Origin of the sequence: Vibrio sp. TRT 21S02 (assembly GCF_050113675.1) — a bacterium.
Lineage (GTDB): Bacteria > Pseudomonadota > Gammaproteobacteria > Enterobacterales > Vibrionaceae > Vibrio.
In genome coordinates this window covers 343,447-358,636 of record NZ_JBNJOI010000003.1, presented here as the reverse complement: position 1 = coordinate 358,636, position 15,190 = coordinate 343,447, and the positions used below count along the sequence as shown (strand labels likewise).

The 15,190-nt window shown below is 45.2% G+C and carries 12 protein-coding genes; 5 read left to right on the top strand and 7 right to left on the bottom strand.

The features are described 5' to 3' along the window. Positions 1 to 13 precede the first annotated feature (13 nt). Entirely contained in the window at positions 14 to 868 is an 855-nt protein-coding gene (locus ACQEXU_RS05670) for a hypothetical protein (protein ID WP_427010024.1), read from the top strand. A gap of 18 nt (positions 869 to 886) precedes the next feature. Here ACQEXU_RS05670 and ACQEXU_RS05665 read toward each other — a convergent pair whose 3' ends face one another. The 7 genes from ACQEXU_RS05665 to hsdR all read right to left on the bottom strand — a co-directional run bounded on the left by ACQEXU_RS05665 (position 887) and on the right by hsdR (position 13,263). Further along, a complete protein-coding gene (locus ACQEXU_RS05665; protein WP_427010023.1) occupies positions 887 to 2,098 on the bottom strand; it encodes a RelA/SpoT domain-containing protein in 1,212 nt (403 codons plus the stop codon). Next, positions 2,095 to 2,562 (bottom strand): Panacea domain-containing protein, encoded by a 468-nt coding sequence (locus tag ACQEXU_RS05660; protein ID WP_427010022.1) that lies wholly within the window; start codon positions 2,560 to 2,562, stop codon positions 2,095 to 2,097. Before ACQEXU_RS05660 ends, ACQEXU_RS05665 begins: the two co-directional genes overlap by 4 nt. Before the next feature lie 208 nt (positions 2,563 to 2,770). Further along, positions 2,771 to 4,102: an McrC family protein gene (locus ACQEXU_RS05655; RefSeq protein WP_427010021.1), complete on the bottom strand. Its 1,332-nt coding sequence runs from the start codon at positions 4,100 to 4,102 to the stop codon at positions 2,771 to 2,773. Then, positions 4,092 to 6,587, bottom strand: coding sequence for an McrB family protein (locus ACQEXU_RS05650; RefSeq protein ID WP_427010020.1), 2,496 nt, complete (start codon positions 6,585 to 6,587; stop codon positions 4,092 to 4,094). The genes ACQEXU_RS05655 and ACQEXU_RS05650 overlap by 11 nt, the downstream gene beginning before the upstream one ends. A 51-nt stretch (positions 6,588 to 6,638) precedes the next feature. Continuing rightward, complete coding sequence (locus ACQEXU_RS05645) at positions 6,639 to 8,018, bottom strand: restriction endonuclease subunit S (RefSeq protein WP_427010019.1); 1,380 nt, start codon at positions 8,016 to 8,018, stop codon at positions 6,639 to 6,641. Then, complete coding sequence (locus tag ACQEXU_RS05640; RefSeq protein WP_427010018.1) at positions 8,018 to 9,592, bottom strand: N-6 DNA methylase; 1,575 nt, start codon at positions 9,590 to 9,592, stop codon at positions 8,018 to 8,020. Before ACQEXU_RS05640 ends, ACQEXU_RS05645 begins: the two co-directional genes overlap by 1 nt. A 167-nt stretch (positions 9,593 to 9,759) precedes the next feature. Further along, positions 9,760 to 13,263 carry a type I restriction-modification system endonuclease gene (gene hsdR, locus ACQEXU_RS05635; RefSeq protein ID WP_427010017.1) on the bottom strand — a complete coding sequence of 1,168 codons (3,504 nt, stop codon included), beginning with the start codon at positions 13,261 to 13,263 and terminating at the stop codon, positions 9,760 to 9,762. Positions 13,264 to 13,512: 249 nt separating this feature from the next. Between hsdR and radC the strand changes: the two genes are divergently transcribed. The 4 genes from radC to ACQEXU_RS05615 are packed head-to-tail and all read left to right on the top strand — an operon-like array spanning position 13,513 to position 15,094. Beyond that, entirely contained in the window at positions 13,513 to 13,986 is a 474-nt protein-coding gene (gene radC, locus ACQEXU_RS05630) for a RadC family protein (protein WP_427010016.1), read from the top strand. Continuing rightward, positions 13,983 to 14,420, top strand: coding sequence for a DUF2787 domain-containing protein (locus tag ACQEXU_RS05625; protein WP_427010015.1), 438 nt, complete (start codon positions 13,983 to 13,985; stop codon positions 14,418 to 14,420). The genes radC and ACQEXU_RS05625 overlap by 4 nt, the downstream gene beginning before the upstream one ends. Positions 14,421 to 14,470: 50 nt before the next feature. Next, entirely contained in the window at positions 14,471 to 14,914 is a 444-nt protein-coding gene (locus ACQEXU_RS05620; protein WP_427010014.1) for a DUF2787 domain-containing protein, read from the top strand. 3 nt (positions 14,915 to 14,917) lie between these two features. Beyond that, positions 14,918 to 15,094, top strand: a complete 177-nt coding sequence (locus tag ACQEXU_RS05615; RefSeq protein WP_038156520.1) for a hypothetical protein — start codon at positions 14,918 to 14,920, stop codon at positions 15,092 to 15,094. Positions 15,095 to 15,190: the final 96 nt, after the last annotated feature.

The window sequence follows — 15,190 nt, the reverse complement described above, 5'->3', positions numbered from 1 at the left end:
AAGTGTTTGTTTTATGCGACTTTCAATTAGAAAAAATGGTGATGACGTAACTAACTACAATCAAGTCACTATAAATGGCTGGCGCGCTGCTGGTGGATATGGTTTTACTATCGTTTTAAAGGGCACTTCCAAAGCATTTCCTGACCCTGTATTTATCTCTAATATTAGAGCAAACTTAACATTAGCAGACCCAAGTTTACCGTTGCTAAAATCGCTCCCTTCCTCATCTCAATTAGTCAAATGTCATAATTATTCCAGCAATAATGAACAACTAGTATTCGAGTTCTGTTTATCGAAAGATCAAATCAACGCGTTAGAAGAACATCGAAAATCTGGAGATCTTGCGCTAGTTATTGGACTACATGCAATGGTTTCAGCCAAAGGTGAGGGATTTGACACCTATGATGCTGAAACAGCAACTATTCCAAGAGAAGCATGGCTCACTGCTCTCAAACAATCAGGTTTCCGACAAACGGTCCTATTCGAAGTCCCTGTTCCCCATGAAACAGACAACCTTGACCTAAATACCCTTTATGCCAAGGCTCAAGAATTCATTGAAATAGGGCACTATAAAGATGCTGTCATGCAATGTCGTCATATCATCGAACATACTGAAAAAGTTCGCAATGACTCCAAGCAGTCCAAAGAAGCAAACCAGAAGGCTCAAGATAGAACTACAAGGCAAGAGATGTCGGCTAATGAACGTATGTTAAGCCTAAGAGAGCAAATCAAGAACATCTGCCAGCTCGGTGCTCATGGAAGCGAGAGCTTTACACGATCACAATCTAAAGCTGTGCTAGGGATGACTATGGCGCTTCTTGCTGAACCTACAGTTGGGTTCTATAGCGACGAACCAAAGCAAATATAACCCCCTGTGAGCGCTGTATTAGCTTTCACTTGGCTGCATTGCATCTTCGAATAACGTGATGAATGAGGCACAATCACCTAAGTAGTTGGGGTATGCCTCAGACAGCTGCCCCATATTCTTTGTAGATATGAGAAGAGTATTTAATCTCGCATGGCTACGAGTCATCTTCTCAGCAGCATTATAGACTGAAATAGCTTGAGCATGATTCTCAAATTCTTCACTGAAGATTAACTTTAGTGTAGCTTCATCAATAACCAATAGAACATGCTCTGTTGAGCTGTCACAGCAGTCTTCGACTTTCTCAGATAATACTTTAAAGCTCCTCAGCCGAGCCAATGCGTTGAGCTCACAATTTAACTCGCTCAGCCTAATCGAGAGTCTTGCTTTGTCGTCATTACTTAACTCGATAGCACCTTCTGCATCAGCAATGTACTGACTCATGATTGAAAGGAGTTCTTCCCATTGAATCTGCAAGCTCTCTTTGTCTTCATCTGGACTATGGGAGTGAGTCTTAATCTTAGTCCCTTCCAAGATATCGACGATCTCTACCGTCGTTGCCCAAAGATGCTGGAGACGTGTACGAAGTTGAGCTTCGATATTAAAACTTTTGCCACTGGCATGGTCATAACGATAGATAACATGCAAACTCCGGTAACCACAATCATTGGGTTTTGGGTTGGTGATGTAATCATCAATATCCTTTATTTTAACCCGGCCTACTTTTTCAACTGTAACTTGCAGTCGATCTATTGCTTTCTCCAATGACCCAAGATCAGGAAAAATTGCCCGACAGCCACCAATATCATTCATGTTGGTCACACAGGTCGCATTTGTCGTCTCACCATCAAGAGATTTACGCTGTAGCTTATCGACTATGGTTTCTAAGCGCTTTAGGCGTGTTACTGGTTTAACATCAATTCCAAGCTCGCGGCAACAGCGGCCAACGAGATAAGCGATAGTGTTCAGTGGTTTTTCGTGAGCGGCGCGGAACTGCTGGATTGTCGCTGTAGCGGACTTAAGATCGCCCTCTTTCTTACGTAGTCGTCGCCCTGCTTTTTTCACCCCATTATTGGAGTATGAGAAGTCTTCTGTGGCACTTTCATCAACCGTTCTCTCAAGAAAATCTTGAAAGTCCAGCTCATAATCATCTTGGAAGTTTTTTGAGGCCTGCTCGGCGGTAGGTGTGTCGTCAATCTGAAAACTGACGACACTTTTTTCTTTATCACTCACAGGCTAGCTGTTCGACCTGATTGTTTGATCTGAGTGTAATGGGCTTGGATCAAATGGTCTGGGATCACTTTCTGATGTGTGCCATCCCATACTTGATGCCATGGGCTACCCTCACGATGAGTCAGGTCTACAAGCTGTGGGCCTGTTAAATCACCAAGTTGTGATACTACATCTTTAACAATAGACTCGCTCTCATGGTCTAAGGCCACATCACTTTGTTCAGTAATCACGCTACTACCGTATGATTTAAATCGGAAGTAGACCGAGGGAACGACTGGCCCAAACTTCCAAGCAAATACATCATCCACAACGAGAGGACGTTGGAAGTGTGCCAATGATAAACCGTGACAAACGTAGGTAAGCTTTTGTAGCTGTAAATTGGAGAAGCATTTACCTTGCTCTTTCGCATGCTTGAGCAAGCTCCATGCAACGTCTACAGCACTGTATGTGTGATATGCTTTCATCTTCTTATTCCAATTTCGTCCAAATAGTTTACTTATTTCAGTCGATGCAACGCCAAAAGTGTAAACCATTGCTGTATTTAACGACAGCAATTTTGTTCGCATATGTGCGTACACGTAAGTTATAAATATATAGATGCTAGTAGCCTAAATCTATAAAACGTTGATACATATATTTCCAAACTACGCGATAAAGTAGCAACAAGTCAGTTTAGTTTAACAAAGTTCGACAGTTTTTAGGCCAGATCACTCCGCCTTTATCTCCCTCCGCAATTACAAACGGTACGATCCACAACTTCAGTTTATTACCGCCACAAGCAACAAAATCGAAGCTTTGCTCTATCGGCGTTTCAAAGCCATCGTGTACGGGGTAGATAAGAAACATCTCCCTTACATCTGTTCTATCATCGAAATAGTGCTGTCCATAGGCAAACATCTGATAAAAGTCGCCTTGCGATAGGCCGTACTTATCGGAGCCATTGTCTTTAGTTTGGTCCAGAAGCTTCCACTTAGTATCCAAAATACTGACTACACATCCTTCCTTTTCAAGCAACAAATCAGGTTGCAATTTAAACCAACTGGCTTGTTTGTGCTCCACCAAGCTTTTACGTTTCACCTGGCTTTTAACAACAAACTCAGCTGGTATCTGCTGACGTAATACCTTGGCTACGTAATCTTCGAATACTCGCTCCATGGGAAATAGAAGAGAGATAGCTTGGTTACTGCCTTTCATTGTTTGAGGTGAAAAACCGTTGAGTATCAACGTGGCCCAGGCAATTGGTACGTAGTAGTGACTCATTCCCCTATCTAGCCTTAATCTCGATAGATCGCTTTTATAGTCACGGCTTAACGGAACCTCTTCGAAGATAAAAAAGAGCTCATGCAATTGCTTCTTGTGTTTAGCACTACGGGAAAACTTGGCAACAGTATTCAACGCAGAATGGATAAGCCTATTGGCTGGCCTATCCACTAAATAGTCTTGGTACTCGCAATAAAATCTGTGTCTTGTAACGAGGTTCTTGCGCAGTTGCCCTGCTGCTACGAGCTTGCCTTTCTGATAGTTAAGATTATCTACTGTTTGCACGTAGTCGCTTTTCAGGCCCTTCTTGACAAGGTTTAACACTGACTCAATAAACTGACCTATGAACACCTCAAGCAGCGGCATTTTCTCTTCATGAACTAGAGCGCTTGATGTTTGAATGTGTGAAAAGCCTTTAAGTGCACGGAGCATAACCAACAATGACTTTCTCGCAGATGTAGAGCTTGGCGAAGTTCGTCCAATTTTCGGCAACACTTCGATGTGAGTTCCATCAGGCGTAAAGATCACGCCAGCATGGTTACGCACTTGCAGCGCTTCACACCCTGACTTTTTACAGAGCCGTAACAGCTTATTGTCTTCTTGCGAACCTAGCGCGATCTGCTTGAGGAAAGCAAAGGCAGAAGTCGAAATAGGCTCAACATAATTCGCCTCTCTGCATACCTCACTAGACTCGCTGACCAGATAAGAAAACTCGAATAGAGAGATCTCTTTGTTAGCTCTCATCCTTCACCTGTGCTGACAGCTTCTCGCTCAACTCCGGTTTGTAGATCGCAAGGTAGCTTTCACCCATCGCCCAAACCGCGTCATTTTGATCAGCTAATGAATAGCGGTACTCGTCTGACATATAGCCATCAGGCTCATACTGGTTGCCAAACAGCTTTTGATATTCAATCTTTTCTTGGCGAACAAACTGCAATGCTTCCAGTTCTTTTCGGTCACTACCGGCCTTTTGATTATCCCCTAATACGAGGCGAATCTTACTCCAATCATCGTGAAAATATTCTTGTAGCAAGGGAACAATTTTACCCACAAATGCCTTGGTGAGGTTTGCTAACGCCTTATCATGGTTCCCTGCCTTAACCGCATTATAAGCAGAGAAGAAGAAGGCATGGCCCAGCGTATGCTCCCTGTCATACAAGGCTTCAATACGGTCATTGAGAGTCTGCAAGAGTTCACCCAGATCAATTTGTTGGTCGTTGCCAATATCAATTAAACCATCGGACTCAAACAAGCGGGGGGCCGGCATCATTTCGATGAACTCGAAACGTCTGCGTAATGCGGTATCCATCAAGGCAATAGAGCGATCTGCGGTGTTCATTGCACCGATGATGTCGACATTTGAGGGCACACTAAACGGTTTACCGCTATAAGCAAGGTTGACTGACATAGGGCTGGCACCCCGTGTACGCTTGTCGGTCTCAACTAGCGAGATCAGTTCACCGAAGATCTTCGAAATGTTGCCACGGTTTATTTCGTCGATAAACATGGCATATCGCGAGTCAGGATCTTGCTCGGCTCGATGACAAAGCTTTAAAAACTCTCCTTGCTCAACAGAGTAGTGAACATTGCCCTCTTCATCCGTTGTGGCTTTAAGCCCTTCGATAAATTCTTCGTAGCCGTAAGACTGGTGGAATGTTGTCGTTGAAAACCGCTTCACAATCGAGCCTGGTGGTGGTCCGTTTTCTAACTCTTTATGCAGAGCTACTAGCTCATCCACCAGCTCTAACTTATCGTCAAGAAGCTGCCAAACAGAATCGTTGGTTTTATCAAATACGGCAGGTTCGCCACGGCCTTTGTAATTAACGGTTGCTGACTCAGGTACAGTGAACTTCTGTAGGTAACTCCATGCCGTTTGGCTTAAGTTCCCGTCGCGATTATTCACCTTTGCTTTGGTCTGGAAATATTTGTTAGCGACGATATCAGCCACCTTCGCCTGGTTGCCTAAGCTAAGAAGTGACAGGACTAACACTTGCATCCAGTTCAGTGGCGCGATTTTTTCTTGCAGCCAAAGTGAGCTATCTACGCTTTCAGTCTGACTTGTATACTCTGCTTGGAGTTTCTGAAGGTTGTAGGTTTTACCCGTACCAGGGGGACCAAAAAAGATAACGTTCCGAGGGTCTGTTGTTGAGGTTAGGTCCTTGTCCATACCGTACTCCTCTCCCTCTTCTTTTATCTGATCTACGCTTTCATCTTTTTTATTACTTTTAGTTACCCATTCATACAAGTTCCACAGATGGATGTTTCGTGTATGGACATCCCAACCTTCCGGAATCATGGTTTCAACGGCCTCAAGTAGCTTATGATTATCTATTACCCAATTGCCTGTTGGCTCAATAGGTATTTGAAAATATTTCTTCAGGCCGTCAATTATGGTGCTCAAATAATCCTTACCCGCGATACTGGTATATTGCTCTGGAGAAGCCGCACCAAATAACCGATGAATTACCGTCCACAACACGCGGTCAAACTTAGCGTCTGTGCGCCAATTCTTTATAATCCTGTCATAAGTCTCTTTCGAAGGGGCCTTAATGATTTCTTCGGTCAAGCGATGCAAATAATGAGCGTTATCGCTTAGCTCTCGTTGGTACATAAAGCCCTGACCAACACTCGCAATACCGTTGGCTTTCTCATACCAAAGCTTGTGCACATCTCCTTTTGATACCACTTTTCCTTCTTTTATCTGCTTAGCTAGCTGACAGGTATCTTGGTAGTCTTTATACCAACCATTAAGGTTAAAATGATACTGCTTGTCCCAAGATAGAAACTGCGTCAATGCGTGCTTAGTCTTGCCAGTCTCCCATAACTCAGCCAAAACCTTTTCGTTCTCAGATTTAACCTGAATACCGGATACTTGTGGACTCCATTGTTGATCTGGTATTGCTGACTTTAGAAGCAACATTGGCAACAAGCCCTCTTCGCAAGAGTGCCTGATGTCTTCTACCTGAAATTGGATATATACCTTCTGCTTTTCAGGGACCTTCCAGTCGGAATCAAAATAGCTTTCTTTGGTCACCTTGCCTCTAGCAACTATTCCTCTGGGCTCTGTACCTAAGCGGATTAAGTAAACAACATCACCTGTTTTAGGCTTTTTGCTGTGGCAAGACCACTGAACCTCTTGCCCGACCTTATAGTCCAATTGGCCGCTTGCACTCCCATCACCACCCGTACTGAAATGCTTCGGGTTCCAGGTTAATAAGTACTCTGACATTTTCACACCCCAAAAAAAGCACGCTCAGGGGCGTGCTTATAGTTTTATCATTTATGCTTTTGCCGCACGCTTCTTAGCGGCTTTGACTTTTTTGGCTGCCTTAGCTAACGCTTCAGCCTCAGCTCGGGCTTGGGCTATGCGCTCTAGCAGTTTGTCGGCAGGCTCGTCGCTTGGATCTTGCGGCACCAACTCACCACGGAAGGCTTTAGCAAGTATGCTTTGAGTGAGGTTATCTACTCTCTGCTGGGCTTTTTTCACCTGCGCTTCGATGGTGTCAGCAAAGGCGAAGTATTGGTCGACTAAGCGGACGATTTCTTTTTGTTCTTCCTTAGTTGGCAATGAGCAACTGAAAGCTCTCATTTTTTTGATGCCAAATGCCGCTTGAGAAGTCGAATTTGCTTGCCTGGCTATTTCTTCCATCGTTGTTGGCGACGAAAGGAAATACTGAATGTATTTTGGAATAGTCAGCTCTAACTCGGGTTGAATTAGAATAACGTTGGCCGATAGAGTGTAATCGATTCCCATAGGCAGCACTGTCGCTTTCCCAAGTGTACCAATTTTTCCGAAAATGAAGTCTCCCTCCTTCAATGTATATCGTTCATTGTGCTCCTTCAAAATATCGAACGAAACCTTCCTAGCACCCTCAAAATCTATTGAACCATCTTCTCGCAAATCGCCAGTGCTCACATAAGGAACACCACCTTCAACAACTTTCGGTGTTCTATGGCTTGGGTGGGGGTCCTGAATGTGTGCAGCATCTTTTAAAGTTATATCTCTCCATAAAACTGACACCTTTTGAAGCTCACGCCACTCTTCCGTTAGCTTCCCCGATACCGCTGAAGCCAGTACCGATTGACGGAAGCGTTTGAGTAAATCGGGGATGCCATCTAAACGCGCCTTGATGGTGTCGACTTGCGCCAACACTTCATCGAGCTTTTCTACGATGCGTTTTTGTTCTGCGAGCGGTGCTAGTGGGAACGGATAGTCTAGCAAGTAATCTTTTGGTACGCGTCTATGACCGACAGAGCCACTCATATTCGTTTCACAGTTTATTAAGAAGTCTTTGGTTTTTACAAATGCGTGTAAATACTTTGAGTGGACTAAATTACCTACACTACGTAATACGAAATACTCCGTACTACCAGCACCAATGCCATTGGGCAAACCTGTAACTAAGGCACTCTTTCCATTTTCAAAGCATGGCGTAATCTTCGCAAGAATTACATCGTTGTCTTGAAATTGCGTGTAACCTTTTTTGCACCTCTCCCAATTACGTTTTTCAAACTCAATTGCATCACCATAACGAGTTGGGACAAGAGCCATTGGTACAAAGCCACACTCCGTGCTGTCATCGACACCAATATGTTTTTCATTTAAGAAGATAGCTTCTTTTATCTTGGATAGAGCCCACCCTTTAGGCAACCCACTCATCACTCAACCTCCGACTTTTCTTCCAAACCAAAGGCTTGCTCTAGCAATTGCTTTTGTTGCTCGGCTTCATCCGTTGCACCAAGGCTTTGCATTAGCTGATAAATTTCAGACATGGCTTCGGTCAGCTCAGCCATCGCTTCACCCGCTAACACCTCCGGCTCAGGCAGGTTTTCTGCGCTGGTGGCTTCTAAGTCTTTGAGCCATGAGATATCTAAGCTGTCGCCTTTAGTGTCACGGATATATTCACGGCTAAATTTCTTCCAACGGGCATTATCCAACGTTTGCTCTGCTTCACTTTCCACCTCGCCTAGTTGTTGCCATACCCCCTCGGTGCGTGGTGATTGGCCGTTTGGATCGATGCCATAAGCTTGGATAAAGCTTTCAAAGTGCTTTTCAGTCAGTGGGCGACGCTTACCAAAGGTGTTCATGTTGGTACGCATATCGTATACCCACGTTTCCTTGGTGCAGTTTTGCTCTTGTTTATCGTTTTCTGGCGTGCCTTTTTGGAAGAACAATACGTTGGTCTTCACCCCTTGGGCGTAGAAAATACCCGTAGGCAAACGCAAAATAGTGTGCAGATTACATTTGTGCATCAGGTCTTCACGCACCTTTTGACCCACGCCTGCTTCAAATAACACGTTATCAGGCAATACCACAGCGGCGCGGCCACCTAGTTTTAGGTGACGGTAGATATGCTGCAAGAACGCCAGTTGCTTATTGCTTGTTTCAAACGTCAAGTCGTCACGCGTTGGACCGCCGCCACCTTTCGATGTACCAAATGGCGGGTTAGAGAGAATTAACTCAACTTTTGGTAGCTTGGCTCCTTCACCGCTTAAAGTGTTGCCTTGATGAATAGCCCCGTCATCTTCACCTTCAATGCCATGCAGCAAACAGTTCATCAATGCCAAACGGCGCGTTGATGGTACTAACTCCATACCGTTGTAGGCTTTGCGCTTTTGGAAGTCTTGCTCTTTTTCACCCAAATCGTAAAGGTCATCGGTTTCCGCTTTAATAAACTCATGCGCTGCAATCAAGAAGCCAGCTGTACCAGCGGCTGGATCTTGAATGGTCTCACCTGCTTTGGGTTTAACCAGCTTAACGATAGTGTCGATCAGTGGGCGCGGCGTAAAGTATTGACCTGCACCTGATTTGGTCTCGTTGGCGTTCTTCTCTAACAAGCCTTCATACAGGTCACCTAAGCCATCCTCACGGGCAGAGAACCAATCTAGCTCATCAATACGAGTGACCAACTGGCTAAGGTGCTTTGGCTCTTTAAGGCTAGTTTGTGCGCCTGCATAGATCGCCGCTAGCAGTGGGTCATGGTGCTTACCTAAATCAAGCAACATTTGACGGTAGTGATCGTACTGTTTGATACCCGTTAGGCTTGTAATATCTTGCCAGCGGCATCCTTCTGGCAGAACGTGAGCGGTTACTCCTGCTTCAGCCTGTTCGGTTTCCATTTTTATAAACAACAACAGTACCAACTCGGTTACGTAATCGGTATAGGTGATGCCGTCATCACGTAATACGTCACACAGCTTCCAAAGTTTTTGTACAATTTCGTTGTTGTTCATCTTGGTGTCCTAATCGGGTTGCTGAATACTGGCTTGTTTACTCAAAATAAAAGCCAGCAGCATAAATAATGAGACTGAGTATAACACTCAGTCTTTGGATTCTGTTTACATTAGTAGCCACTACAAGTGGCGTTTGATGAATATACCACCAGCAGCGACTTGCTCAATTAACCTTGCTGTTGCCAGATATGCTCTGACAAGGTTTCTAATACTTGCTCTAGTTGACCGCCTAGGCGTTTATCGAGCCCTTTACTGCCACCGTCTTGGGCAAAGCTACGGTTAATATCCTCGGTTTGCAGTACCACCTCTTTCTTGAGTTGCTTAGCAATACGTTCTAACCATTTAAGCTGGGGCTTGGTCCACGAATGCATGGCGTAAATACTGTCCATAGCGATATCAATTCGCCTCTCATAAGGCACTAGCGCCTCCCCCAGTGCTGCTCGGCGAATATGCCCGACAATCGATGCAGCAATATCTCTGTTGGTGGTTTGCTTCCAGGCACTTTGCAAATCCGCTTCTTTAAACTTCTCTTGATCAAGTAAAATACGGATCTCTTTTAACTGAGCACGAGTCAGCTCCTTTGGCTTACTGACCACTGCTTTAAGAGCTGCATTGTTATTTACATTATCTTTAATAAAGCGCTCAAAAGCGGTGAGGTAGTCTTCTGGCCTGCTGTAGGCTGCAAAGTTCTGCTCTCTTAAAATGAACTCATCTTTATGCTCAGATATCACATATTTTTTACCGCCATTAAGCATACTGCGCACGCTTTCGACGCGACTGGCTAAGTTGCCATGATTTACCAGCATTTGCGCCGCTTGCTGCGGGCCTGCTTGATGTAGTTGCTGGTGGATTTTATCGGCAGGACAACCCCACTCTGCTTCAATACTTTCTAGCTCTTGCTTGAGTAACGGATCTTTTTCAGCGTTGGCTTGGGCTTTACGCATAACGCGCATCACTCTCTGACTCAGCTCATCAAGGGCATCATCAGCAAAGCTTCGACCTTCTGCGCTGCCAGGCAAATCTTGATTGCGCTTATCAGAAACTTCATCGATCAATTGTTCAATCTTGATGTTGGGCCTTTTCACCACAGGCTTCATGGTGTTGACTTGCTCTAATGTTGCGTACAGATCGACAGGATCAAAAATTCTAAACACGGTTTTACCTATCTCATCACAGCGACGCGTAGCGCGGCCTAACATCTGTTCATACAAGATGCGCGACTTAACACGGCGCATAAAGACTAAGTTACAGATCTCAGGTACATCGATACCCGTTGTCAGCAGGTCTACGGTAATCGCGACACTAGGGAAGGTTTCGTTTTTGAACTTACGAATGGCTTCTTTGACTTTATCGGTACTGCCTGTAATTTTTTGCACCGCATGTGCGGGCACATCATCGCCATAGAGGTTTTGGAACGCCTCAACCAATAGCCGCTCTACACGGTCTGCATGCTGATCAGTGACACAGAAAATCATGGTTTTCTCTTGCCCTGTCGGGTCAATATCTTCTGCCAATGCCTCACATACAGTGCGATCAAAGCTTTCGTTAATGACAGTGCGGTTGAAGTTCTCAACATTGAAGTTAAGTTCATCTTCCAACTCGACGCTGCTGACTTCACCCGAAAGTGTATCGACGACATCGATCTCTTCACCCTGCTTAAACTTGATTCCTGCTTGATTGAGCTTAGTTTTGTAGGTAATCGGTGTTTCGTGGTCAATCAGGTAGTCTTCAGCGACGGCTTCTGGATACGAGTAAATATAAACAGGAGGGCCAAATATTTCTGACGTATGCGCGGCGGGGGTAGCGGTTAAGCCGATTTTCACAGCATCAAAGTAGTCCAGCACTCGACGGTAACTAGAGCGGAACAAGTTAGGATCTCGCGCCACCAGCTCGGCTTCACCCAACTCTTGATCTAAGGTGTAACCTCGGTGCGCTTCATCAACAATAATACAGTCGTATTGATCGACTGGTAGAATGATCGCGCCTTCATCATCGTTGTCTTTCTCTTCAAAAAGACGTTTCACCATGGCTTGTACGGTGGCAACATGCACGCGTGTTTCAGCCTCCGGCAGCTTTTCTGCCATCTCTTTGATGTCGTATATCTGCGTGAGTGACTGGTTCTGTTCTAAGCGTGTTTCTGTAAACGATTCGGTTGCCTGATCGCCCAGCGATGAACGGTCTACTAAGAAGAGAATGCGCTTAAATCGCTCTGCTTTTAAGAAACGATAAAGCAGGCCAATGATGGTACGCGTTTTACCCGTTCCTGTTGCCATCGCCAACAAACATTCACGCTGATTCTGCGCCAGAGCTTCTTCTACCGCTATTACTGCCTTTTTCTGGTAAGGACGTAAACCAAGATATTCGAATGGCTCTCTCGCCATTTCCTGCTGAGCTTTTTGGTGGTCTCGGTGTAACAAATCCAACAAGCCAGCCGGACTCATAAAGCTTTGACAGGCGCGCTTGGCGTTGGACGGTAAGCGACAATCTCGGAACCAAGTACCGCTTTGCTCCTGCATCTGACGCAAGAAAGGTTTTCCGTTGCAAGCAAAGACAAAAGGCAGTTTGTAGCTATCTTCTCCTTCACAGCCCAGCCACGGACAATCTTTACCCGCCTCTAGCCATGCAGGCTTTAACTCACCTTCAGTTAATCTGACCTCAGCAGGTTCAAAGGCTTGGCTGTAACGTTCAGCTTGTGAAATCGCGCCAGACACGTTCGCTCGCTTGCGCTTCGCTTCAACTGCGGCAACGGGAGTTAAACCAACAAATAGTACGTAGTCAGCACGGTGCTTGTGACCCTTCATTTCCCACTCTGCAATCGCCATGTTGCGACCTTTTTCAGGACGAACACCTTTGCGGTAATCAAGGGTAACTGAATCAGCCTCCCAGCCTGCATCTCTTAATTGCTGGTCAATGATGAAACGGGTTTGCTCTTCTGTTAGATCAATCCGGCTGTTTTTGAGGATTTCGACACGTTGCTTGAGCACTTTGGCTTCTTGCTCATCGGTTGTCGTCTGTGCTTCTGTACTGGTACGTTCACGTAACTGGTTTTCAAGTTGGCGAATTTGACGTTGTGCTTGCTCGACGGCCAATGAATCATTTGCTTCAAGTACAGTGAGCTGCTGCTTAAATCCAACCAAAGACTCGAAGTTTGCTTTTTCCAAAAGAAAATCGTCAGATTTCTGAGCTTCAAGCTGCTTGATTAATTCTTTGAGACGAGCGATTTCTTGCTTCGACTGCTCTACAAGATCTGCCGTATTATCTTCAATAGGAGCAATGTACGCAGGAGGCTGAAAATGGGCTTCGCCAGTTTTCACTCGGTAGTAAATCGTTGCTGCTTTGTGGGAGATTTCTAACGCATGGCCTGCCGCAACAGGATTGTTGTAGTACCCATGAGCAGCCTTATTGCCATGTTTACGTAAGGCGTGGAATATTGCCAAACGTTCATCGTCCAGTAACCCTCGGTTCCCCAGCTCTTTTAACTGATCAAATGTCGATAACTTAGGATCGAGGTTAACCAACTGAGAAATAAAGTTAACTATCTCTTCGGATAGCAAACGAACTTTAAACAAGGTTGTGTGAGGGTCTTGATGCAGATTGCGCTCAGCAGACAATGCAATCGCATACAAGTTGTCGTTCACCCCTCGTAAAAATTCAAAATTTGAAGAAGCCATTTATGTTCCTGCGCCAACTGAAACCTAGATGCAGTTTACATGATTTCATACTTGCACCATTTTGAGTTCAAACAATTACTTAGCTTTATCTCACATTTCGATAATAAAATATCGCTGTTAAGCACACGGCTCTAGCTTTCCTACTAGCTGTAATACCAAACTGTCAGCCACCATGGCACCCAATCCAAAAATCTTCAGGCATATGTCATCAATGTGAATAACCACTATTGATTCCGACAGGAGCCTAAAATGAATCCCAAAACTTCTGATTACAAAAAACAGCAACGCTATCAGGAAAATGAAATCCTAGAGCATGCCGCAGAGATACTGGCTACGCGCTACGTACGCGGTGATGCCCTAACCAATCCTGATGCAACCAAAGAGTATGTGCGCTGTAAGCTAGGCAGCCATGAGCGTGAAGTGTTTGCCTTATTGCTACTGGATAACCAAAACCGACTGATTGAATTTAAAGAGCTGTTTCATGGCACCGTAGATGCGGCCAGCGTCTATCCACGTGAAGTGGTGAAAGCGGTGTTAGAAGTGAATGCCGCAGCGGTGATATTTGCCCATAACCATCCATCCGGTGACTCAACACCGTCTCAAGCCGATAGACGTATAACAGAAAGACTTAAAGACGCGCTCGCGCTGGTGGATGTGCGTGTATTGGACCACATCGTAACAGGTGATACCTGTACCTCGTTTACTGAAAGGGGGTGGTTATGATTAAACAACATTACGGAGAGCTGTGCATTGATGATGCGTTACATGCGTCACTGGAAGCGCTTCTTAATCAATACACTCTCCCAGAGAGCGCCGAACGACTCGTACTGAACTGCCGCCAGATGAGTTACTACCGACATCGTCAAGGTTTGCATCCGATAGAGGTACAGTTTAAACGTGAGTCAGCCACTAGCCCTTGGCTGGTGGTGTTTTTTGCCAGCTTCTCTTATCCCGATGACAACAGCACAACCGTTGAGCCTGAGCTTTACTTTCATCTGGCTAATCGCTGGTGCTATCAACCCGATGTGGGGATCACGGATTTATCCCACCCAGAGGTACAAGAATTACTCTCGGTATGGATGAAAGCCTTTGCTCGTCACCTTTCCAGAAACGTCTTTGATGACGTGCAACTGACGATGGTCGGCACGTTCCACTAAATCCCACTCTGTTATTTCTTATTTGAATCCTGAAACAAGGAGGACTCACTATGTCCAAATTAACCTTCACTACATCATCACTACCTGTATCAAAGAAACTGCATCAGCTGCTAAGTGAGCAATTCACCGCTCACTTGCTGAGTAATGAAGCACTGACCACCAGCCGTTATCTGGTGTTTAACTTTCGCGATAAAAGTTACAGCGCGGATGAAGGCGGCTTTCATCCGGTTGAAATGGCAATTTGCCAAACCTCAACAGGGGAATGGAGCATTGAGTACATCACTGACTTTGCGTATATGGGAAACTACTATCCAGAGCTAGAGCGCAACATGGACTTTGATTTTCGGGTTGGGCAGTTCTTTATGGCCTACCGTGGCTGGCTACCAATGCAAGGTAACCGTGATGCCAAAGAGCTCTATCAGTTGTGGGAGAGTAACTTTCTGACCTATGTCGATACGGACGCTTACAACGAGATAGCCGTCACCCCGCAATAGCTCATGACTTCCCTTCTCCTTAACACCATTAAGCTTGTCACCGCTCTTATTACTTTGTTTACCCTCTCTCCTTTCTTTGGCGCTATCGGAACTCTGACGACGTTAGGTTTTCTTGTGGTGCTGTTGATTGGGTTATTGGCAGCGATTGCAGAGTTCAGTGATAAGCATAAGCCTCGTTAATGTTAATCGGCTCACGCTTTCGTGTTGTTGATTGATGCCATTTTTCACCGTTGGACATTATGTGTCTGACTCACCTCTACTCTCCCGACATTAAAT

What these genes read in the sequence shown, in the direction of transcription:
- ACQEXU_RS05670 (WP_427010024.1), top strand. Translation starts at nt 14, where the DNA reads ATGCGACTTTCAATTAGAAAAAATGGTGATGACGTAACTAACTACAAT.
- ACQEXU_RS05660 (WP_427010022.1), bottom strand. Translation starts at nt 2,562, where the DNA reads ATGAAAGCATATCACACATACAGTGCTGTAGACGTTGCATGGAGCTTG.
- ACQEXU_RS05655 (WP_427010021.1), bottom strand. Translation starts at nt 4,102, where the DNA reads ATGAGAGCTAACAAAGAGATCTCTCTATTCGAGTTTTCTTATCTGGTC.
- ACQEXU_RS05650 (WP_427010020.1), bottom strand. Translation starts at nt 6,587, where the DNA reads ATGTCAGAGTACTTATTAACCTGGAACCCGAAGCATTTCAGTACGGGT.
- ACQEXU_RS05645 (WP_427010019.1), bottom strand. Translation starts at nt 8,018, where the DNA reads ATGAGTGGGTTGCCTAAAGGGTGGGCTCTATCCAAGATAAAAGAAGCT.
- ACQEXU_RS05640 (WP_427010018.1), bottom strand. Translation starts at nt 9,592, where the DNA reads ATGAACAACAACGAAATTGTACAAAAACTTTGGAAGCTGTGTGACGTA.
- hsdR (WP_427010017.1), bottom strand. Translation starts at nt 13,263, where the DNA reads ATGGCTTCTTCAAATTTTGAATTTTTACGAGGGGTGAACGACAACTTG.
- radC (WP_427010016.1), top strand. Translation starts at nt 13,513, where the DNA reads ATGAATCCCAAAACTTCTGATTACAAAAAACAGCAACGCTATCAGGAA.
- ACQEXU_RS05625 (WP_427010015.1), top strand. Translation starts at nt 13,983, where the DNA reads ATGATTAAACAACATTACGGAGAGCTGTGCATTGATGATGCGTTACAT.
- ACQEXU_RS05620 (WP_427010014.1), top strand. Translation starts at nt 14,471, where the DNA reads ATGTCCAAATTAACCTTCACTACATCATCACTACCTGTATCAAAGAAA.
- ACQEXU_RS05615 (WP_038156520.1), top strand. Translation starts at nt 14,918, where the DNA reads ATGACTTCCCTTCTCCTTAACACCATTAAGCTTGTCACCGCTCTTATT.